Genomic DNA, 19,508 nt, shown 5'->3' on the forward strand with positions numbered 1-19,508 from the left:
CCCTTGCGGGCGGGAATATGTCGAGGCGCCCGGCGCATCGCAAGGCGCGGGGCGGGAAGCGCGCATTATCCCATTTTTGCGCCGCCCCCCGCCGGGCAAGGCTGCCGTTCGGCGCTAAAATCGGGGTTTCCTCTTCGGTCCACGATTCCCCCATGACGTATTCCCTGTCCCGCCCGAGCGGCCGTCGCGCCGACGAACTGCGCAAGGTCGCCCTCACGCGCCACTACACGAAACACGCCGAAGGCTCCGTGCTGGTCGAATTCGGCGACACCAAGGTGATCTGCACCGCGAGCGTCGCCGAACGCGTGCCCGAGTTCCTGCGCGATCGCGGCCAGGGCTGGCTGACGGCCGAATACGGGATGCTGCCGCGTGCGACGCACACGCGCAGCGACCGTGAAGCCGCACGCGGCAAGCAGACGGGTCGTACGCAGGAAATTCAGCGCCTGATCGGCCGCGCGCTGCGCGCGGTGTTCGATCTCGACGCGCTCGGCCCGCGCACGATCCACATCGACTGCGACGTGATCCAGGCCGACGGCGGCACGCGCACGGCGAGCATCACCGGCGCGTTCGTCGCCGCGCACGACGCCGTGTCGAAGCTGATCGCGGCCGGCAAGCTCGCGCGTTCGCCGATCACCGACCACGTCGCCGCGATCTCGGTCGGCGTGTACGAAGGCGCACCCGTGCTCGACCTCGACTACGCGGAAGATTCACAGTGCGACACCGACATGAACGTCGTGATGACGGGCGCCGGCGGCTTCGTCGAAGTCCAGGGCACCGCCGAAGGCGTGCCGTTCTCGCGCGCCGAGATGAACGCGCTGCTCGACCTCGCGCAAAGCGGGATCGGCCAGCTCGTGCAGTTGCAGAAGGACGTGCTGGGCGCCGGCCATGTCTGACGATCGCACCCTCGCGCCGCTGTCGCGCATCGTGCTCGCGTCGAACAACGCCGGCAAACTGCGCGAATTCACCGCGCTGTTCTCGACGGTCGGCATCGAGATCGTCCCGCAGGGCGACCTGGCCGTGCCCGAGGCGGAAGAGCCGTTCGGCACGTTCATCGAGAATGCACTGACGAAAGCGCGGCACGCGTCGCGCCTCACCGGCCTGCCGGCAATCGCCGACGATTCGGGCCTGTGCGTGCGCACGCTGCGCGGCGCACCGGGCGTCTATTCGGCGCGCTACGCGCAGCGCGCCGGCGGCGACAAGGGCGATGCGGCGAACAATGCGTACCTCGTCGAGCAGCTGCGCGGCGTCGACGACCGGCGCGCATACTATTGCTGCGTGCTGGCGCTCGTGCGCCACGCGGACGATCCCGAGCCGCTGTTCGCCGAAGGGCGCTGGGCGGGCGAGATCGTCGATACCCCGCGCGGCGAGCACGGATTCGGCTACGACCCGTATTTCTTCCTGCCGGCGCTCGGCGCGACGGCCGCCGAACTCGAGCCGGCCGTGAAGAACACGCACAGCCATCGCGCGCTGGCGCTGAAGGCGCTGCTCGCACGGCTCGCAGAGGAACCAGCATGATCGTCTTTTTCACGCATTCGCAGCCGGAGGCCGCATGAGCCAGGCGGCGGAAACCGGCGCGCGCGTCGTCGCGACGTTCACGTCGCCCGGGCAGGTGCGGCTCACGTCGCTGCCGCCGCTCGCGCTGTACGTGCATTTCCCGTGGTGCGTGCGCAAGTGCCCGTACTGCGATTTCAACTCGCACGAATGGAAAGGCGAGCGGTTCCCGGAAACCGAGTACCTCGACGCGCTGCGCGCCGATCTCGAGCAGGCGCTGCCGCTCGTGTGGGGGCGGCAGGTGCATACGGTGTTCATCGGCGGCGGCACGCCGAGCCTGCTGTCGGCGGCCGGCCTCGACCGGCTGCTGTCCGACGTGCGCGCGCTGCTGCCGCTCGATGCCGATGCCGAGATCACGCTCGAGGCGAACCCGGGCACGTTCGAAGCCGCGAAGTTCGCGCAGTTCCGCGCGAGCGGCGTGAACCGCCTGTCGGTCGGCATCCAGAGCTTCAACGAAGGCCATCTGAAGGCGCTCGGCCGCATTCACGACACCGCGCAGGCGCGCGCGGCCGTCGAGATCGCCGCGAAGAACTTTGACAACTTCAATCTCGACCTGATGTTCGCACTGCCGAACCAGACGCTCGACGAATGCCGGACCGACATCGAGACCGCGCTGTCGTTCGCGCCGCCGCATCTGTCGCTGTATCACCTGACGCTCGAGCCGAACACGCTGTTCGCGAAGTTCCCGCCCGTCGTCCCCGACGACGACGCGTCGGCCGACATGCAGGAATGGATCCACGCGCGCACGGCCGAGGCCGGCTACGGGCGCTACGAAGTGTCCGCGTATGCGAAGCCGAATCATCAGTGCAAGCACAACCTGAACTACTGGCGCTTCGGCGACTATCTCGGGATCGGCGCGGGCGCGCACACGAAGCTGTCGTTCCCGAACCGGATCCTGCGGCAGGCACGCTACAAGCACCCGGCGACCTTCATGGAGCAGGCGAAGGCCGGCACGGCCGTGCAGGAAGAGCGTGAAGTCGGCGCGCGCGACCTGCCGTTCGAGTTCATGCTGAACACGCTGCGGCTCGTCGAGGGGTTCCCCGTGCACAGTTTCGCCGAACGCACCGGCCTGCCGATGAGCACGATCGAGCCGGCGCTGCAGGAAGCGGAGCGGCGCGGGCTGATCGCACGCGATTTCGCGCAGATCGCGCCGACGCCACTCGGCCAGCGTTTCCTCAACGACCTGCAGGAATTGTTCCTGCGCGACGATTGAAGCGGATCGAGGCGGCATTTCGGTTACAATGCCGCCTCGTGTGGAAGCGTGGCCGAGCGGTTTAAGGCACCGGTCTTGAAAACCGGCGACGGGAAACTGTCCGTGAGTTCGAATCTCACCGCTTCCGCCAGGAAGTTCGCCAAACCCCGTCCATTCACCGAATGACGGGGTTTTTGTTTGATGCGCGATTGCTCCGCCCGCCCTCCCCACGTTCCGACGCGTCCCGCCGGATGCCGTTACAATCCGGCGCTCCGATTCGCGAAACGGGAAACCACGTCATGAAGCCCTTCATCGTCTCGTCGCTGGTCGCCATGCTCGCTGCCGTCAGCATGCACGCGGTGGCCGACACCGCGTCCGGCAGCGACGCGCAGGCGTCGTGCGCGATCGCATACGTCACCGGCGTCGCCGGCTCGCCGCGCGGCCTGAGCGAATACCTCGCGAGCCCGTCCCCCTACAACTACCTGAAAGACAACGATCTTCAGTGCAAGGTGTCGGACGACGGACGCACGTCGAACTGTACCGGCGTGACCTACCTGCGCAACGAACAAGTGAGCGTGTACGACGACTCCGATCCGGCGACGCTCACCGTCGTGGCTCGCGTGGAACTCGACCACGGCCAGAAGTACCCGGTGATCGTCGTCGTGCAGCGCAAGAACGCACGCTGCAAGCAATGACGCAGACGCACGCGCCCGTCAGTCGAGACGGATCGTGCGTTCGCGCCGCGCCTTGCGCGGCACCTGGCCGGCCGGCACCGGCGGCGGCCCAGCGTCGCGCGACGGCGGATCCGCGTCCCTGGGCCGGTTGAGCAGCAGGACGAGCGACACCACGCCTGCCAGCCCGTACAGCGCCGCCACGCCGTTGCACGCGCCCCAGTGTTCATCCATCCCGCGCACCGTCGCGGCGAACAGCGGCGGTACCGCGGCGCCCAGCGGAAACGCAAGCGCGTTCGTCACCAGCTGCGGCCGTGTCAGGATCGACCAGGTTCGCTCCGGCGTCCGTTCGCCCGATGCGAACCGGATCAGCATGTAAAGCAGCGAGCCGGCGCCGTACACAAACGCGCCGTACACGAAAAACACGATGATCCCCATTTCCCTCGCTCGCTCGATGATGGAATCGGCGCCGGATCGGCAGCCCAGGATCGACATGGTACGCGCGCCCGGGACGCGTGCCGCGAGGCGCCGCGCCGGAAGCCTCCCGGCCGGCTTCGCCATCACCTAGAATTCGTTCAACACGGCGACACGACCGCCGCCGCGTACTCGATGCTGCACGCGCCACCCCTGCGTGCGGCACACGGAGACCGCCATGACCGAACTGTCGACAGCGACGGATCACGTCGATTACGAAGGCTTCGAGATCCATGTCGTGCCAAGCCTCGCCCTCGGCAGCGACACCCGCTACACCTACACCGGCTACGTATGCCATCCGGGCGCGAATCCTGCGTTGCCCGGTCATGCGGTGCCATTCCACGCGGACGGCGAGGAAAGCTTCGCGAGCGTCGACGAGGCGGTTCATGAAGCCGTGCACATCGGCAAGAGCATCATCGACGGCACACATCCCGACCTGTCGGTTCTGTCGCTCGTCACGCACGGCTACTGACCGGGGACCGGCCGCGCGGCTGCCGTAGCGCGGGCATCGCACACCCTCATGCCGACTTTGCAACGCGCGCCGGACCGCTTGCCGCCCCGCCCTGCGCGCATGCGCGCGAATCGCGTGCGCGTGCGTCGCGCCCGCACCGTCATATGTCACGTCACATCGCGGCTCCAGCCGGTCGTGCCGATCATCAGCGATCGCGACCCCGCGCCCCGCGCGTTATGCGTTTCCCCCGATAACACGTCACGCCCGGACGCCTATCATTTTTTTTATAGTCACCTCCGGTTCTCCTCCCATGCCCCCTCTTCCCCGCCCGGGCGTCGACCGGCTGCGTCTTGCCGCGCTGGTCGCCGTCGCGTTGCTTGCCGGCTGCACGATCACGCCGCTGCCGTCGCTGCGCCACGTGCTGACGATCCCGTCGGTCATACGCAGCGCGAATCTCGACCAGTACCGCGCGGAGGTTGCGCGGTGCGTCGCCGACCACAATCCGTCCGGCCTGTCGCGCGGAACGCCGCAGGCGATGCTCCGTTCGCTTGTCGTCGTAGCCTTCACCGTCGACGGCAGCGGCCGGCTCGTCAACGCGTCCGTCTATCGCAGCAACGGCGACAGCGAGGCGGAAGCGCTCGCGCTCGCATCGCTGCGACGCTCGGCACCGCTGCCGCCGCCGCCGTCGAAACTGCTCGACGGCAATGGCCGGCTCGAATTGATGGAAGGCTGGCTGTTCAACGACGACGGCCACTTCCAGTTGCAAAGCACCGCATCCGCGCAGGCGCAGTCGATCGACTGAAGCCGCGCCCCCGCCCGCGATTGCCGCTATGCAGCGGCGCTGGCTATAATTTTCCGCAATCGCGCGGCCATCCTCCCGCGCGCGCGTTCGCGCGCCCCACCCGGCATGCGAGCCGACCACGCCGGCACCGGGCGGCGGCGACCTATCCGTCTCCATCGTCGACCGGCGGGTGACGTCCGCGCCACGGCGCGCGTCCACACCGCCACCGCATCATCCGCTCGGCTGCTCCCGGCAGGCGTCCCGCCTGCCCGACCGCACGCTCAGCCGACCGCCCCAACGACAAAACGGAGACATCCATGTCCGCATCTCCCCCGGCCGTTGCACACGCAACCGGTTCGGCCGGCGCCGTCAGCCACCGGCGCATCGTGTTCGCGAGCTTCATCGGCACCGCGATCGAGTTCTACGATTTCTATGTCTACGCAACCGCCGCGGCACTCGTCATCGGCCCGGTGTTCTTCCCGCACGGCTCCGCGACCGCGCAGGCGCTGTCCGCATTCGTCACGTTCGGCATCGCGTTCATCGCTCGGCCGATCGGTTCGTTCCTGTTCGGTCACTTCGGCGACCGCATCGGCCGCAAGTCGACGCTCGTCGCGTCGCTGCTGGTGATGGGCGTGTCCACCACGGCGATCGGCTTCGTGCCCGGCTACGACACGATCGGCGCGCTCGCGCCGGTGCTGCTGTGCGTGCTGCGTTTCGGCCAGGGGATCGGCCTCGGCGGCGAATGGGGTGGCGCGGCGCTGCTCGCGACCGAGCACGCACCGCAAGGCAAGCGCGGCTGGTTCGGGATGTTTCCCCAGCTCGGGCCGTCGGTCGGCTTCCTGATGTCGAACGGTCTGTTCTTCACGCTCGCACTGTCGCTGTCCGACGAACAATTCCGCAGCTGGGGCTGGCGCATCCCGTTCCTCGTGAGCGCGGTGCTCGTCGCGCTCGGGCTGTACGTGCGGCTGAAGATCACCGAGACGCCCGCGTTCCAGGCCGCGCTCGACCGCAACGAGCGCGTGCGCGTGCCGGTCGCGACGCTCGTCTCGCAACACTGGCAGCCGACGCTGCTCGGCGCGCTCGCGATGGTGGTCTGCTATACGCTGTTCTACATCTCGACGGTGTTCTCGCTGTCGTACGGCGTGTCGGCGCTGCACATTCCGCGCCAGAGCTTCCTCGGCCTGCTGTGCTTCGCGGTCGTGTTCATGGGACTGGCGACGCCGCTGTCGGCATGGGCATCCGACCGCTTCGGCCGCAAGCCGGTGCTGATGGTGGGCTCGATCGCCGCGCTGCTGTCCGGTTTCGCGATGGAGCCGTTGCTCGGCAGCGGTTCGATGCCGCTCGTCGCGCTGTTCCTGACGCTCGAGCTGTTCCTGATGGGGGTGACGTTCGCGCCGATGGGTGCGCTGCTGCCGGAGCTGTTCCCGACCAACGTCCGCTATACGGGCGCGGGCGTCGCATACAACCTCGGCGGGATCCTCGGCGCGTCGATCGCGCCGTACATCGCGCAGTTGCTCGCGGCGCGCGGTGGCCTGTCGTGGGTCGGCGGCTATGTGTCGGCCGCGGCGGCGATCAGCCTGATCGGCGTGCTGCTGATGCGCGAAACCCGCCATTCATCGCTCGTCTGAGCCTCGGGGCGGCCCGGGTTGTGCGGCGGGCGGCGCTACCTATACTCGATCCTGGGAGCGCCGCCGCGCGCCCCGGGATCCGTTCGCTGAAGGAGCCGCCGCGATGAACCTCCGCCTCGACAATGCCGACCTCATCCTGATCCTGGCGCTCGCGCTGGGCGGCGCCCTGCTGCTGGCCGCACGTTTCCGGCCAAAAACCTGGCGCGGCCTCGTGTTCGAGGCGCTGCTGGCCAACCTGGCGGCCATCGCCGCGGTGGTCACGGTCGAGGCGCTGCTCGCCTGAGCCCGCGCCCCCCTTCGTCAGGCCGTCAGCGGCACGCGCTGCGCGCGATAGGCCGGACCGACCGCATCGATCGCATCGAGTGCCTGCGCGACGGACGGCGGCTCGCCCGGCTCGCCGATCGACAACGCATTCGGTGCACCGCCGACGCCGCAATGGTGGCGCGATGTCGCGACGAAAATCATCACGGTCGGCCGCTGCAGCGCGTGCGCCATGTGCACGAACCCGGTATCGACCCCCACCACCAGCGCGGCCCGGCCGATCGCCGCACCCAGTTCGCGCACCGACATCGCGGGCAGCACGACCGCGCCAGGCGCGCGCGCGGCGATGTCCTGCGCATCGTCATGCTCGGCGGCCGATCCCCACGGCACCAGCACCCGCACGCCACGCGCCATCATCCGCGTGGCCAGCGCGGCCCAGTGATCGGCCGGCCATTTCTTGTCCGGATTGGAGGTCGCGTGAAACAGCAGCATGAACGGCGCGCCGTCGGTAACCGCGGCCGGCAGGCTCGCATCCTGCGGCGGGACGATCCCGTAGGCGGCAATGCCTTCGGGGGCATAGCCCAGCGCCTCGCCCGCGCTCACGCGCATGCCGTGCCATGCGTCGCAGTCCGGCCGCGGGCCGAAGCGGTGCGAGTACGCGAATCGTGCGCCCGTCTCGCCGAGATCCTGCGTCTGGTAGCCGACGCGGCGCGCGGCGCGCGCGAGCGCCGAGATGATCGCGCTCTTGTACACGCCGTGCAGATCGATGACCGCGTCGTAGCGGTGCGCACGCAGCGCGCCGATCGATGCGGAGATCGCCTTCAGGTCGCCGCGGTTCCTGAGTTTCTTGAACCGCCGCAGCGGCGCGCACAGCACCTCGCTCACGCCCGGGTGCCAGCGCACGACCTCGGCGCACGACTCGTCCACGGCCCAATCGACCGTGACGCCCGGAAAGGCACGATGGAGGTCCGCGACGACCGGCAGTGTCTGGACGACGTCGCCGAGCGACGTCACTTTTACGATAAGGATGCGTTTCACGTTTCCTGTGGGGAAGGGCAGGCCATTTCGTCATGCTAGCGACGCTTGCAGCGCACAAACATTACATCATGATTACCTTTGCAACAAAATGCGTCTCCTTTGTGAAGGTTTGTCGAACCCAGCCGCATCCGGGTTCTTCTTATAATGCGTTCTTTGTCCTCCCGGCCCGCCGCCGATGCAACGCTCCCCGCTTCCCGCCCTGTTTCCTGCACTCACCCGTCGCTCGCTGCGGATCTGGCGCCAGTATGGCGTATTCTGGCTCGGCGCAATTGCCGTCGGCCTCGCGGCCGTGCTGTATGCGCGGCTGATCGACTGGGGCTACGACACCTTCCGCACGATGCGCGCGCACGCCGCGTGGCTGCCACTGCTGCTGACGCCGTCGATCGCCGCGGCGTCGGCCTGGCTCACGCGCCGCTTCTTCCGCGGCGCCGAGGGTAGCGGGATCCCGCAGGTCATCGCGACGCTGCATGCGAGCCCGGGCGCGTTCGGCGCGCGGTTGCTGACGTTGCGCATCCTGGCCGGCAAGGTGCTGATCTCGTTCATGGGCATCCTCGGCGGCTTCACGATCGGCCGCGAAGGGCCGACGGTGCAGGTCGGCGCGGCGCTGATGTTCAACCTGCGGCGCTTCTACCCGCGCTCGAACGCGCAGATCGAGCGCCAGCTCGTGCTCGCCGGCGCGGCGGCCGGCCTGTCGGCCGCGTTCAATACGCCACTCGCCGGGATCGTGTTCGCGATCGAGGAGCTGACTCGTAGCTTCTCCGCCCGTGCCAGCGGCGTGGTGATCACCGCGATCATTCTCGCCGGCGTCGTCGCGCTCGGCCTGAACGGCAACTACACGTACTTCGGCACGATCGATGCCGGCCAGCATTTCCCGAAGATGCTCGCCGTCGCCGTGCTCGTCACCGCGATCGTGACGGGCATCGCGGGCGGCCTCTTCAGCTGGTTGCTGCTCAATACCGGGCGCTGGCTGCCCGCGCGCCTGCTTGGCCTGTATCGCGAGCGGCCGATCGCGTTCGCCGCGTTGTGCGGCTTCGCAATCGCCGTCGTCGGCCTGGTGTCGGGCGGCACGACGTTCGGCAGCGGCTACGCCGAGGCGCGCGGCCTGCTGGACGGCCATGAACAGCTTTCAGTGCTCTATCCGTTCCTGAAGATGGTGTCGATGGTCGCGTCGTACCTGCCGGGCATCCCGGGCGGGATCTTCGCGCCTTCGCTGTCGATCGGCGCCGGATTCGGCAACCTGCTGCACCTCGCGTTCGGCGACATGAGCCTGCCGATGCTGATCGCGCTCGCGATGGTCGGCTACCTGGCAGCGGTCACGCAGTCGCCGATCACGTCGTTCGTGATCGTGATGGAGATGATCAACGGCCATGCGCTCGTGATTTCGCTGATGGCCACCGCGCTGGTGTCGAGCCGCATGGCGCGCTTCTTCGCGCCGCCGCTCTACGAGACGCTCGCGCAGCGCTATCTCGCGCCGCCCGCTGGCGCTGCAGAAACTGCGGCAAAAACCGCCGTGGAACCCGGTACGGCACCGGCGGCTGGCGCCGGCGTCATCGAGCCGCAGGACGCGGCCGCCGCGCCCGCCGATCCGCTCGACACGCTGCGCGACGAAGGCGACGGCGAGCGGCACGCGCCGGCCGACCACGGCGCCGCGCATGCGCCGCCGGCGCCGCAGCAAGACGACGGGCCGCCTGCATCCGGCGCGCACGGCTCGGCGCAGAGCGGCCCGCGCGGCGTTCAGTAGATCACCACCGGTGCCGGCCGGTAGTAGACGGGGCGGGCCGGCACGACGATACAGCCGGCCAGCGTGATGGCGACGAGCGCGATGGCGATTGCGGTTCTTTTCATCGCACGCCTCCGTCAGGCCCAGTGCCCGCGGGTCCAGAACCAGTTCGGGCCGCGCTGATCCCAGTGGCCCGGCACCCAGTGCATGCCGATACGCTCGGTTTCCCAGTGGCCGCCGATCCATACGTAGCGGCCATGATCCCAGCGCCAGTGGCCGCGCTCCCACGCGTAGCCGACCCGCGCATCGGGTACGACCTCGTAGCGCACGGGCGGCGGCGCGCTCGGCGCGACGACGACGATTTCCTCGGTGCGCACGGCGACCGGTTCGGCGACGACCATCCGGCCCGACGGCACCATCACCGGCGCGCCGACGAGGATTTCGTCCGCACGCGCGGCAAGCGGCGCGGCGACGGCAGACAGGCCCGCGGCGAACAGCGCGAGCGAAACGATACGACGTTGAACAGTAGAGACAGCCATCACAACCTCCTGATTGAACAATTGACGCGAGCGTATTCGTTCAATGCGGGAAGACGGCGAACGGCCGACAGACACCGTGTTACGGCGAGCCCGAAAGTGCAACAGGGCGTAAGACGCGCACGGCGGCATGCGCCGCCGTGCGGAGGGACACCGGCAAAGGTCAGGCTTGCGGGATCTCGATCTTCACTTCGAGGACTTCGAGATCGTCCTGGCGCTCGAGGCTCACGCGGATGTCATCGTTCGAAATATGGACGTACTTCGAGATGACCGCGACCAGCTCCTTCTGCAGCGCCGGCAGGTAATCGGCCGGCGGCCGGCCACCGACCCGCTCGTGCGCGATGATGAGCTGCAGGCGCTCCTTCGCGACCGATGCGGACTTCTTCTTCTCGCCGAGGAGAAACGAAAGGATGGACATGAGCGACCTCCGTTACTTGCTGCCGAAGAGGCGCTGCAGCAGGCCCGGCTTCTGGTATTCGGTGAAACGCAGCGGCTTGTCGTCGCCGACGAAGCGCGCAACGATGTCCTTGTACGCTTCGGCGACGTCGGTACCGTCGAGGTGCACGGCCGGCAGGCCCTGGTTCGATGCATGCAGCACGGCTTCCGATTCGGGCACTACGCCGATCAGCTTGATGCGCAGGATCTCGCTGATGTCCTCGAGCGACAGCATCTCGCCTTCGCTCACGCGCTTCGGGCTGTAACGCGTGATCAGCAGGTGTTCCTTGATCGGATCCTTGCCTTCGGTCGCGCGCTTCGTCTTCGACGACAGGATGCCGAGAATGCGGTCCGAGTCGCGCACCGACGAGACTTCCGGGTTCGTGACGATCAGCGCCTCGTCCGCGAAGTACATCGCGTGCAGCGCGCCTGCCTCGATACCGGCCGGCGAATCGCAGACGATGTATTCAAAGTCCATCGCGGCCAGGTCGTTCAGCACCTTCTCGACGCCGTCACGCGTGAGCGCATCCTTGTCGCGCGTCTGCGACGCCGGCAGGATGAACAGGTTCTCGCACTTCTTGTCCTTGATCAGCGCCTGGTTCAGGTTCGCTTCGCCCTGGATCACGTTCACGAGGTCATACACGACCCGACGCTCGCAGCCCATGATGAGATCGAGGTTACGCAGGCCGACGTCGAAGTCGATCACGGCCGTCTTGTGCCCGCGCAGCGCGAGACCCGACGCGAAGCTCGCGCTCGTCGTCGTCTTGCCCACGCCGCCCTTGCCCGAAGTCACCACGATGATTTTTGCCATTTACCCAATACCCTGTGTTCGTCAATGAGAGCCGATCGACCCGGAGCGTGCCGCGTGGATTACGTCAGGCGCAGCGGTTCGATCATCAGTTTTTCCTCTTCGAGCCGGATCTGCACCGCTTTGCCCAGCACCTCGGCGGGCAACGGGTTCTCGGTCGTTCGATAGATACCCGCAATCGAAATCAGTTCCGGCTCGAGACACGTGCAGAAAATGCGCGCGTCGTGATTGCCGTGCACGCCCGCGAGTGCGCGGCCGCGCAACGGCGCGTAGATGTGGATGTTGCCTTCCGCGATGATCTCGGCGCCGTGACTGACCGGCGCAAGCACCACGAGGTCTCCTTTCGCGTAAATCTGCTGCCCCGAACGCAGCGGCCGGTCGATCACCAGCGTCTGCCCGCCCGCCTGAATCGGCATCGGCGCCGGCTCGGGCGCCGGTTCCGCTGCCGCCTCGACGACGGGCGCGGGCGCCGGTTCCGCTTCGTCGGCCGGCTTCCCGGCCGACATGCGGCGATCGCGCGCCTCGAGCAACGGCAGGCCGGCTTCCCCCGCCCAGCGCTGCGTGGCCAGCGCGACGACGCCCACCGGGCGCATCCGCACGTCGTTCAGCATCTGGCGGATGTCGGCGAGCGCGACGCGTTCGCCGTCCGCGAGGCGGCGGACGTCGATCGCGACGACATCATCGGCGAAAAACTCGGGAGTCGCTTCGAAGCGCTTGACCAGTTCGGTACGCAACGCATCGAGATCGGTCGTCTTCACGGTGAACAGCAACGTATCGACCGATCCGCTGCGCAGCTCGAAGAATGGCGATTTTTTAAGCGACATGGACACTCTGCAAAAAATTTTTGCGTATTTTACAGGCGTCCACGCGTGCGGCCATTATTTTTGGGGAGCCGGATTGCGGCGGGCGCGGCGCGCGCGCCACCGGCAGGCGGGCCGTCGGACAGGCGACCGGCGCGCGGCCGGGCCTTCATCGCGCCGTGCGGCCCGCGCGTTCATGCGTCAGGGCGCATTGAAATGCGACACGAACAACGACTTCATCGCGCCGGGCATCCGCGCGATCGGCGCGTGCTCGCCCGTGTTGCCGAAACCCGCGCGTTCGTAGAAACGGATCGCGTTGCGGTTCGCATCGGCGATCCATGCATAGACGTCCTGCGCACCGCGTTCGGTGAGCCACGCGGTAGCCGTTTCGAGCAGCAGCACGCCGCCGCGCAGATGGCGAACCGCGTGCGCGACCCACAGCTCGCTGACGAACGCGCGCCGCTCGGGCGTATTGTCGAAATACGCGCCGATCATGCCGGCCGGATGGCCTTCGGTGTACAGCAGGAAAGTCGTCGACTCGTCGGATGCGGCGCGCAGCGCGGCAATTGCCGTCGCCGCGTCGGAATCGACGTTCAGCAATTCGGCCTCCGGCGCTTCGCCGGGCGCATAGGGCTCACGCAACGATGCGGCGCGGAGTTCGCGATACACACCGCCCTGGTCGGCAGCGATACGACGAACGGTCAAGGTCGAACTCATGCAGGCACAGCCCCCTTCGGACAGCAAGTTACTAGCTTCAACCGAAAGCGGGGCATGAGTCAAATCGTTATTTTCAAATGCCGGCGCGGATCGAAAGGCGGCAGGTGCCGCGCACGCGCGAGTGTGCAGGTGCAGCATCGACGCGTCGATGCGAGGCGACGCATCGCAATCCGAACTGCGATACCGGACGCGTTGCCCCGCTCGCCTTGTCATGTCGCGAATCCATGTGGCAAGCGTCCGGTATTTCGCTGCCCAGGCCGTAATGATCCGTAATATATGTATCTGAAAACGAGCCTCCGCCGTACTCCTTCACGCCGGAATTATTGCACCGCAACATTTGTTGCGATCCCCGAGGTCGAATCCACGCGCGATTCGCGTCGCGTATTCGTCTGACTAGAACGTCGGTCGTGGGAGTCGATTCGGCTCGTGCCGGCCTGTTTCAATCACCCCGTGACGGCCCTGCCCGACCTGCGTCGCGCGCGGCCGGCCGTTTGGAGTTGCACGCCTAGCGCCGGCGTTTGGCAAGCATGCGCGACGGTCGTATAACTGGCAAAGCCGGACCAAGGATCCGGTGCCGCGCTCGGCATCGCGGAGCAGCGACGCTTCGAACGGCTATTTTCCATAACATGCGGCCGCCCTGCGCCCGACAGCGCCGGAATCGGCCAGAAGGAGGGAGACGATGGCAATGACCGACGGATCGGCCTCGGGATGGTCGGATGGCAAACGTTATCTGTGGCTGCTCGGCGCGGTAACGATCACGCTGCCGATCCTCGCGGCCCAGCTGGCGCTGTCGACGGGCCTGCACGTGTTCTGGTGGTTCGGGCCGCTGTTCGCGTTCGGCGTGATCCCGATCCTCGACACGCTGATCGGCGACGATCGCGACAACCCGCCCGAGTCGGTCGTCCCCCATCTCGAACGGGAGCGCTATTACCGCTTCATCGTCTATCTCGCGACGCTGGTCGAATACGTCGCGTTCTTCACGTGCGTGTGGATCGTCGGCACGCATGCGCTCGCGTGGTACGACTACGTCGGCTTCGCGATGTCGCTCGGCGCCGCGACGGGCATCTCGATCAACACCGCGCACGAACTCGGCCACAAGACCAACCGCTTCGAGCGCTGGCTCGCGAAGATCACGCTCGCGCCGGTCGCGTACGGGCACTTCTTCGTCGAACACAACCGCGGCCATCATGTGCGCGTCGCAACCGCCGAGGATCCGGCGAGCGCGCGTTACGGCGAATCGTTCTGGGCGTTCCTGCCGCGTACGGTGATCGGCAGCATCCGCTCGGCGTGGCGGCTCGAACAGGCACGCCTCGAGCGGCTCGGGCATTCGCCGTGGACCTGGCGCAACGAGGTGCTGCACGCGTGGGTGATGACTGTCGTCGTGTGGGGCATCGCGATCGCGATGGCCGGCAAGGTCGCGATCCCGTTCCTCGTGATCCAGGCCGTGTACGGCGCGTCGCTGCTGGAGGTCGTGAACTACGTCGAACACTACGGGCTGGGCCGCCGCAAGCTGCCGAGCGGCCGCTACGAACGCTGCACGCCGCAGCATTCGTGGAACAGCAATCACGTCGTCACGAACCTGTTCCTGTATCAGTTGCAGCGGCACGCCGATCATCACGCGAACCCGACGCGCTCGTACCAGGCGCTGCGCCACTTCGACGACTCGCCGCAACTGCCGGCCGGCTACGCGACGATGATCCTGTTCGCGTACGTGCCGCCGCTCTGGTATCGCATGATGAATCCGCGCGTCGTCGCACACTACGGCGGCAACATGGCGCAGTCGAACATCAAGCCGTCGATCCGCGAGCGGGTGCTCGCGCAGTATCCCGCGGCGGCGTGAGGCAAGACAGCCCGGTCGCTTGCAAGATCGTTACGCCGCTTGCGGCAGCCTGAACACGGCCACCGCGTGCCGCAGCGCGCTCGCCTGCTCGGCCAGCGCCTGCGTCGCGGCCGACGCCTGTTCGACCAGCGCCGCGTTGCGCTGCGTCGCTTCATCCATCTGCGTGACCGCGACGTTCACCTGCTGGATGCCGCCGCTCTGCTCCTGCGAGGCGGACGAGATCTCGCCGACGATGGTCGTGACCCGCTGCACCGCGCCGACGATCTCGTGGATCGATTCGCCCGCGCGGCCGATCAGCACGGCGCCCTCGTCGACGCGCCGCGTCGATTGCTCGATGAGCCCCTTGATCTCCTTCGCGGCGGCCGCACTGCGCTGCGCAAGCGTGCGCACTTCCGACGCGACGACCGCGAAGCCGCGCCCCTGCTCGCCCGCCCGCGCCGCCTCGACGGCCGCGTTCAGCGCGAGGATGTTGGTCTGGAATGCGATGCCGTCGATCACCGCGATGATCTCGCCGACCTTCGCCGCGCTCGCGGCAATCCCGGTCATCGTGTCGACGGCCTGCGTCATCACGCTACCGCCCGCGGACGCGATGCCCGACGCATCGTGCGCGAGCTGGGCCGCATGCCGCGCGTGTTCGGCCGACTGGCGCACGACACCGGTCAATTCGGTCATGCTGGCGGCAGTCTCCTCGAGCGACGCGGCCTGTGCCTCGGTACGCGACGAGAGATCGTGATTGCCTGATGCGATCTCCGCGCTCGCGGTCGCGACGGCTTCGGCATGCGTCCGGACCTCGAGCACGACGCCCGACAGGCTCGCCTGCATCGTCTGCAACGCGCGCAGCAGATCGGCGATCTCGTCGCGGCCAGCCGCGTCGACGTTGCGCGTCAGGTCGCCGCCGGCCACCGCCTGCGCACAGGCCACCGCGCGGTCGAGCGGCCGCAGGATCGCGCGGCTGAACAGGATCGCACCGATCATCGCAATGCCGAGCACGATCAGCATCAGCACGACGCTCGCCGCGGTCGCATGCCGCGCGTCGCGGCTCGCTTGCGCCGACACGGCGGCGCTCTCGTCGGCGATCGCCTTCGCGGCGTGCTCGAGCAGCGCGGCTGGCGCCCGGTCGACGCCCGCCACGGCCGCATCGCCGGCCGTCGGCTCGAAGCCCGCGGCCTTGAACGCGTCGAAACCGCGCCGGTAGCCGTCGCCCATCGCCGCGTGCGCGCGCATGAACTGCTCGACGAGCGTACGGCTCTCGCCGGGCGGCAGCTGGTTGACGAGCTGCGCGGCGAGCGTGTCGACCGTGCGCTCGCGCGCCTGGAATGCCTGCCAGTACTTGTCGAGCTTGTCGGGCTGCTTGCCGCGCAGCAGCGTGTCCTTCCATTCCTGGACCTGCAGCTTGAACTGCACGAGCGTCGCCGACACGAGCCGCTCGTCGGCGACACGGGTCTGCACGTCGTTCGCAAATGTATCGATCGACCGATTGAGGATGCGGATGCCGTACAGCGCACCGCAGAATATCAGCAGCAGCGCAGCGGCGAATGCGAGGGGAATCTTGTAGCTCAGCTTCATGGGACCTTGAATCGACGGGGGACGGCGACGGCGCAACAGGCGCCTGGCGCCGCCCTCTGTTAACGGCGCGCGAAGCGAAGGCTTGAAGCAAAACAGCGGTGGCGGGAATTCCGGCCGGTCGGCGATGTGGGCGGGGTGATCCGGCGACGCTCAGGCTCGGGGGCTGCCGGCAAGCGCGTGCCTGCCGCAGCGTTGCGCAGTCAGGTCGGACTTGCCGCGCGCGGCCCGGACGCCTCGGCCACACGCCGGCCGGCCATCCAGCGGCGCACCGCGACGATCGACACCACGCTGCACACGATCCCGGCGATCACGTCGGCCAGATAGTGCCCGCCCTGCGTCGGGGTCGACGCGATCATCAGCGCGTTCAGTGCGAGCGCGACTGGAAACACGTAGCGGACATGCCGCACCGCATACGCGAACAGCAGGGCCAGCATCACATGGAACGACGGCAACGACACGAGCCCCTGCGCTTCGAACAGGTTCAGTTGACGGAAGTGCCCGTTGCGCAACAGGTCGTAATGCGTCACCGTCGATGCGGTGCCCGGATCGGTGATGCCGAAATGGACGAATGCGCTTGCCGCCGGGAACGGCGTGGAGACGAGCACGACGACGATCGCCGCAACCATGAACTGGGCGATGAACTCGGCAAGATCGTCGACGCGACGGACTGCCGCCAGGATGAACGGCACCGCAACCAGTTGCAGCATGCCGCTGCGATACGCGAGGTCGAGCACTTGCTGCAGGCCGGCATGTGCCCTCACCCACCGGTACAGGTCGAGCCAATGGAAGCCCAGCATCGCATCGAAGCTGACAAGCTGGTTTTCGATCGACGGCGGGGCGAGCGCCACGCAAAAGTAGTCGAGGACGGCGACAGCCGCGCTGAGCGTCGCAATCAGCGTCACGCTCAGCATCGCGAACGCAAATTCACGACAGCGCAGCGTTCGCGTGACACCACGATAGCGGCGCACGCACGACAACACCGCAAGAAACCCGCTGGCGGCGAATCCGCATGCGACGTGCCGCACGAGCGACACGACACTGTCGGACTTCACGACCCAATCCGCGTGCATGACACACACAGCGGCCGCGAGTGCTGCCAGCAATGCAGCTCCCGCCAGCCCTCCCCCTATCCGCGCGCTCGTTTTCATTAACGCTTTGTTGGTTCGTCGTGATTCGACGGATCGGCGCACGCATCGCACCCCCTGCGCGCCATCGTACACCGCCATCGTCACTGCGACGGCCGCCTCGCGACCAAAACGAAAAACCCCGTGATCCTTCCGGATCACGGGGCTTCGTATTTTGGCGGAGAGGGTGGGATTCGAACCCACGGTACGGGGAAACCGTACGCCTGATTTCGAGTCAGGTACATTCGACCACTCTGCCACCTCTCCTTCCTTGCTGCTTCATTTCCCGGTTGGTCGTGTCCGGGAAAGAAAAGATTATAGAACGATCTCTTCGAATCTCACAAGCCCTTTTTGCAATTTTTTGCGAGGCCTTCGAAAATCGATCGCGCAGCAATCTCACGACGCCTGTGCAGGCGCGTCGATTCGCTCCATGCCGCCCATGTACGGACGCAGCGCTTCCGGCACCGTGACCGAACCGTCGGCATTCTGATAGTTCTCGAGCACCGCGACGAGCGTGCGGCCGACCGCGAGGCCGGAGCCGTTCAACGTATGCACGAGTTCCGGCTTGCCCTGCGCGTTGCGGAAACGCGCCTGCATCCGGCGCGCCTGGAACGCCTCGGTGTTCGAGCAGCTCGAGATCTCGCGATAGGTGTTCTGCGCGGGCAGCCACACTTCGAGGTCGAACGTCTTCGCGGCGGAGAAACCCATGTCGCCCGTGCACAGCGTGATCACGCGGTACGGCAGGCCGAGCTTCTGCAGGATCGCTTCCGCATGGCCGACCATCTCGTCGAGCGCGGCATACGAAGCGTCCGGCGCGACGACCTGCACCATCTCCACCTTGTCGAACTGGTGCTGGCGGATCATCCCGCGCGTGTCGCGACCGTACGAACCGGCTTCCGAGCGGAAGCACGGCGAATGCGCGGTCAGCTTGATCGGCAGCGCGGAGCCTTCGACGATCGATTCGCGCACGGTGTTCGTCAGCGAAATCTCGGACGTGGAGATCAGGTATTGCGTAATGGTGTTCTCGCCGCCGCCCTTCTCGACGCGGAACATGTCGTCCGCGAACTTCGGCAGCTGGCCCGTGCCGTACAGGATCTCGGGGTTCACGATGTACGGCGTGTACGTCTCGCTGTAGCCGTGCTGCAGCGTGTGCGTGTCAATCATGAACTGCGCGAGCGCGCGGTGCAGGCGTGCGATCGAGCCGCGCAGCATCGTGAAGCGCGCGCCGGCGAGCTTCGCGCCGGTTTCGAAATCGAGGCCGAGCGGCGTGCCGACGTCGACGTGATCCTTCACTTCGAAGTCGAACTCGCGCGGCGTGCCCCAGCGGCGCACTTCGACGTTGTCGGCCTCGTCCTTGCCGACCGGCACGCTTTCGTGCGCGACGTTCGGCATGCCCAGCATCAGATCGGACAGGCGCGTCTGGATCTCGCCCAGCTTGGCCTCCGACGCCTTCATCTCGTCGCCGATCCCGCCGACTTCGGCCATCACGGCCGACGTGTCCTCGCCCTTCCCCTTCATCGCGCCGATCTGCTTCGACAGGCTGTTGCGGCGCGCCTGGAGCTCTTCGGTGCGGGTCTGGATCGCGCGGCGTTCCGCTTCGAGTGCGGAGAACGCGGCGACGTCGAGGGTGTAGCCGCGATCGGCGAGGCGCTTGGCGACGCCGTCGAGGTCTTTGCGCAGCAACTGGATGTCGAGCATGGGAGGACTTGGAGAATCGTTGTGTAAGACGGGAATTCTAACGCACCGCGGGGCCGCCACGGCACTGGCCGGACGGACAATGCCGCAAACGCGCGACGGGCGTGGCAGTATCGCCTTGCCAGCCTGCGCGTCGGCGGCCTGCCAATCGCGCCGCGCGAAGCCGCCGGAAACGCGCCGCACCCGCGCCGGCCAGGCGCAACGCGGCGGGCCATGCACC

The 19,508-nt window shown here is 67.3% G+C and carries 20 protein-coding genes and 2 tRNA genes; 11 read left to right on the top strand and 11 right to left on the bottom strand.

Annotated elements, in window-relative coordinates; genetic code table 11:
- Nucleotides 1–152 precede the first annotated feature (152 nt).
- The 5 genes from rph (at nt 153) to GEM_RS12615 (ending at nt 3,438) form a co-directional block, all read left to right on the top strand.
- Nucleotides 153–893 carry a ribonuclease PH gene (rph, locus tag GEM_RS12595; RefSeq protein WP_014897777.1) on the top strand — a complete coding sequence of 247 codons (741 nt, stop codon included), beginning with the start codon at nt 153–155 and terminating at the stop codon, nt 891–893.
- The gene (gene rdgB / locus GEM_RS12600; RefSeq protein ID WP_014897778.1) at nt 886–1,515 is read left to right on the top strand and encodes an RdgB/HAM1 family non-canonical purine NTP pyrophosphatase; all 630 of its coding nucleotides are present in this window, start codon (nt 886–888) and stop codon (nt 1,513–1,515) included. The genes rph and rdgB overlap by 8 nt, the downstream gene beginning before the upstream one ends.
- Before the next feature lie 34 nt (nt 1,516–1,549).
- Nucleotides 1,550–2,764, top strand: a complete 1,215-nt coding sequence (hemW, locus tag GEM_RS12605; protein ID WP_014897779.1) for a radical SAM family heme chaperone HemW — start codon at nt 1,550–1,552, stop codon at nt 2,762–2,764.
- A gap of 42 nt (nt 2,765–2,806) precedes the next feature.
- Nucleotides 2,807–2,894, top strand: a tRNA-Ser gene (locus tag GEM_RS12610).
- Between the two features lie 148 nt (nt 2,895–3,042).
- Nucleotides 3,043–3,438: a hypothetical protein gene (locus GEM_RS12615; RefSeq protein WP_014897780.1), complete on the top strand. Its 396-nt coding sequence runs from the start codon at nt 3,043–3,045 to the stop codon at nt 3,436–3,438.
- Nucleotides 3,439–3,456: 18 nt separating this feature from the next.
- Here GEM_RS12615 and GEM_RS12620 read toward each other — a convergent pair whose 3' ends face one another.
- The gene (locus GEM_RS12620; RefSeq protein ID WP_148283824.1) at nt 3,457–3,975 is read right to left on the bottom strand and encodes a hypothetical protein; all 519 of its coding nucleotides are present in this window, start codon (nt 3,973–3,975) and stop codon (nt 3,457–3,459) included.
- Between the two features lie 91 nt (nt 3,976–4,066).
- On the opposite strand from GEM_RS12620, the gene GEM_RS12625 reads away from it, so the two are divergent.
- The 4 genes from GEM_RS12625 (at nt 4,067) to GEM_RS12640 (ending at nt 7,031) form a co-directional block, all read left to right on the top strand.
- Nucleotides 4,067–4,360, top strand: a complete 294-nt coding sequence (locus GEM_RS12625) for a hypothetical protein (protein WP_014897782.1) — start codon at nt 4,067–4,069, stop codon at nt 4,358–4,360.
- Between the two features lie 289 nt (nt 4,361–4,649).
- Nucleotides 4,650–5,141, top strand: a complete 492-nt coding sequence (locus GEM_RS12630; protein ID WP_014897783.1) for an energy transducer TonB family protein — start codon at nt 4,650–4,652, stop codon at nt 5,139–5,141.
- 296 nt (nt 5,142–5,437) lie between these two features.
- Nucleotides 5,438–6,748, top strand: coding sequence for an MFS transporter (locus GEM_RS12635; protein WP_014897784.1), 1,311 nt, complete (start codon nt 5,438–5,440; stop codon nt 6,746–6,748).
- Between the two features lie 103 nt (nt 6,749–6,851).
- A complete protein-coding gene (locus tag GEM_RS12640; RefSeq protein ID WP_014897785.1) occupies nt 6,852–7,031 on the top strand; it encodes a hypothetical protein in 180 nt (59 codons plus the stop codon).
- A gap of 17 nt (nt 7,032–7,048) precedes the next feature.
- On the opposite strand, the gene waaC is transcribed toward GEM_RS12640, so the two are convergent.
- On the bottom strand, nt 7,049–8,047 hold the full coding sequence (waaC, locus tag GEM_RS12645; protein WP_014897786.1) for a lipopolysaccharide heptosyltransferase I: 999 nt from the start codon (nt 8,045–8,047) through the stop codon (nt 7,049–7,051).
- Between the two features lie 175 nt (nt 8,048–8,222).
- On the opposite strand from waaC, the gene GEM_RS12650 reads away from it, so the two are divergent.
- Complete coding sequence (locus tag GEM_RS12650; protein ID WP_014897787.1) at nt 8,223–9,788, top strand: chloride channel protein; 1,566 nt, start codon at nt 8,223–8,225, stop codon at nt 9,786–9,788.
- Nucleotides 9,789–9,904: 116 nt separating this feature from the next.
- Here the strand turns inward: GEM_RS12650 and GEM_RS12660 are convergent, their stop codons facing one another.
- The 5 genes from GEM_RS12660 to GEM_RS12680 form a co-directional block, all read right to left on the bottom strand.
- Nucleotides 9,905–10,306 (bottom strand): YXWGXW repeat-containing protein, encoded by a 402-nt coding sequence (locus GEM_RS12660; RefSeq protein WP_014897788.1) that lies wholly within the window; start codon nt 10,304–10,306, stop codon nt 9,905–9,907.
- 160 nt (nt 10,307–10,466) lie between these two features.
- The gene (gene minE / locus GEM_RS12665; protein WP_006486661.1) at nt 10,467–10,721 is read right to left on the bottom strand and encodes a cell division topological specificity factor MinE; all 255 of its coding nucleotides are present in this window, start codon (nt 10,719–10,721) and stop codon (nt 10,467–10,469) included.
- 12 nt (nt 10,722–10,733) lie between these two features.
- Nucleotides 10,734–11,549: a septum site-determining protein MinD gene (gene minD, locus GEM_RS12670; RefSeq protein ID WP_014897789.1), complete on the bottom strand. Its 816-nt coding sequence runs from the start codon at nt 11,547–11,549 to the stop codon at nt 10,734–10,736.
- Between the two features lie 59 nt (nt 11,550–11,608).
- Entirely contained in the window at nt 11,609–12,370 is a 762-nt protein-coding gene (gene minC / locus GEM_RS12675) for a septum site-determining protein MinC (protein ID WP_014897790.1), read from the bottom strand.
- A 177-nt stretch (nt 12,371–12,547) separates the two neighbouring features.
- A complete protein-coding gene (locus tag GEM_RS12680) occupies nt 12,548–13,201 on the bottom strand; it encodes a GNAT family N-acetyltransferase (protein ID WP_272148351.1) in 654 nt (217 codons plus the stop codon).
- Nucleotides 13,202–13,742: 541 nt separating this feature from the next.
- Between GEM_RS12680 and GEM_RS12685 the strand changes: the two genes are divergently transcribed.
- On the top strand, nt 13,743–14,903 hold the full coding sequence (locus GEM_RS12685; protein WP_014897792.1) for an alkane 1-monooxygenase: 1,161 nt from the start codon (nt 13,743–13,745) through the stop codon (nt 14,901–14,903).
- 30 nt (nt 14,904–14,933) lie between these two features.
- Here GEM_RS12685 and GEM_RS12690 read toward each other — a convergent pair whose 3' ends face one another.
- From GEM_RS12690 to serS, 4 genes are all read right to left on the bottom strand, one after another.
- Nucleotides 14,934–16,469, bottom strand: a complete 1,536-nt coding sequence (locus GEM_RS12690) for a methyl-accepting chemotaxis protein (RefSeq protein ID WP_014897793.1) — start codon at nt 16,467–16,469, stop codon at nt 14,934–14,936.
- 200 nt (nt 16,470–16,669) lie between these two features.
- Entirely contained in the window at nt 16,670–17,755 is a 1,086-nt protein-coding gene (locus GEM_RS12695) for a phosphatase PAP2 family protein (RefSeq protein WP_272148352.1), read from the bottom strand.
- Nucleotides 17,756–17,769: 14 nt separating this feature from the next.
- Nucleotides 17,770–17,860: transfer RNA gene (locus tag GEM_RS12700), tRNA-Ser, on the bottom strand.
- Nucleotides 17,861–17,989: 129 nt separating this feature from the next.
- The gene (serS, locus tag GEM_RS12705; RefSeq protein ID WP_014897795.1) at nt 17,990–19,291 is read right to left on the bottom strand and encodes a serine--tRNA ligase; all 1,302 of its coding nucleotides are present in this window, start codon (nt 19,289–19,291) and stop codon (nt 17,990–17,992) included.
- Between the last annotated feature and the right edge of the window lie 217 nt (nt 19,292–19,508).

It is taken from the genome of Burkholderia cepacia GG4, assembly GCF_000292915.1.
Lineage (GTDB): Bacteria > Pseudomonadota > Gammaproteobacteria > Burkholderiales > Burkholderiaceae > Burkholderia > Burkholderia cepacia_D.

Excerpts from the sequence above, each read along its gene's own strand:
- rph (WP_014897777.1), top strand. The coding sequence starts at position 153 with ATGACGTATTCCCTGTCCCGCCCGAGCGGCCGTCGCGCCGACGAACTG.
- rdgB (WP_014897778.1), top strand. The coding sequence starts at position 886 with ATGTCTGACGATCGCACCCTCGCGCCGCTGTCGCGCATCGTGCTCGCG.
- hemW (WP_014897779.1), top strand. The coding sequence starts at position 1,550 with ATGAGCCAGGCGGCGGAAACCGGCGCGCGCGTCGTCGCGACGTTCACG.
- GEM_RS12615 (WP_014897780.1), top strand. The coding sequence starts at position 3,043 with ATGAAGCCCTTCATCGTCTCGTCGCTGGTCGCCATGCTCGCTGCCGTC.
- GEM_RS12620 (WP_148283824.1), bottom strand. The coding sequence starts at position 3,975 with ATGGCGAAGCCGGCCGGGAGGCTTCCGGCGCGGCGCCTCGCGGCACGC.
- GEM_RS12625 (WP_014897782.1), top strand. The coding sequence starts at position 4,067 with ATGACCGAACTGTCGACAGCGACGGATCACGTCGATTACGAAGGCTTC.
- GEM_RS12630 (WP_014897783.1), top strand. The coding sequence starts at position 4,650 with ATGCCCCCTCTTCCCCGCCCGGGCGTCGACCGGCTGCGTCTTGCCGCG.
- GEM_RS12635 (WP_014897784.1), top strand. The coding sequence starts at position 5,438 with ATGTCCGCATCTCCCCCGGCCGTTGCACACGCAACCGGTTCGGCCGGC.
- GEM_RS12640 (WP_014897785.1), top strand. The coding sequence starts at position 6,852 with ATGAACCTCCGCCTCGACAATGCCGACCTCATCCTGATCCTGGCGCTC.
- GEM_RS12650 (WP_014897787.1), top strand. The coding sequence starts at position 8,223 with ATGCAACGCTCCCCGCTTCCCGCCCTGTTTCCTGCACTCACCCGTCGC.
- GEM_RS12660 (WP_014897788.1), bottom strand. The coding sequence starts at position 10,306 with ATGGCTGTCTCTACTGTTCAACGTCGTATCGTTTCGCTCGCGCTGTTC.
- minE (WP_006486661.1), bottom strand. The coding sequence starts at position 10,721 with ATGTCCATCCTTTCGTTTCTCCTCGGCGAGAAGAAGAAGTCCGCATCG.
- minD (WP_014897789.1), bottom strand. The coding sequence starts at position 11,549 with ATGGCAAAAATCATCGTGGTGACTTCGGGCAAGGGCGGCGTGGGCAAG.
- minC (WP_014897790.1), bottom strand. The coding sequence starts at position 12,370 with ATGTCGCTTAAAAAATCGCCATTCTTCGAGCTGCGCAGCGGATCGGTC.
- GEM_RS12680 (WP_272148351.1), bottom strand. The coding sequence starts at position 13,201 with ATGCTGCACCTGCACACTCGCGCGTGCGCGGCACCTGCCGCCTTTCGA.
- GEM_RS12685 (WP_014897792.1), top strand. The coding sequence starts at position 13,743 with ATGGCAATGACCGACGGATCGGCCTCGGGATGGTCGGATGGCAAACGT.
- GEM_RS12690 (WP_014897793.1), bottom strand. The coding sequence starts at position 16,469 with ATGAAGCTGAGCTACAAGATTCCCCTCGCATTCGCCGCTGCGCTGCTG.
- serS (WP_014897795.1), bottom strand. The coding sequence starts at position 19,291 with ATGCTCGACATCCAGTTGCTGCGCAAAGACCTCGACGGCGTCGCCAAG.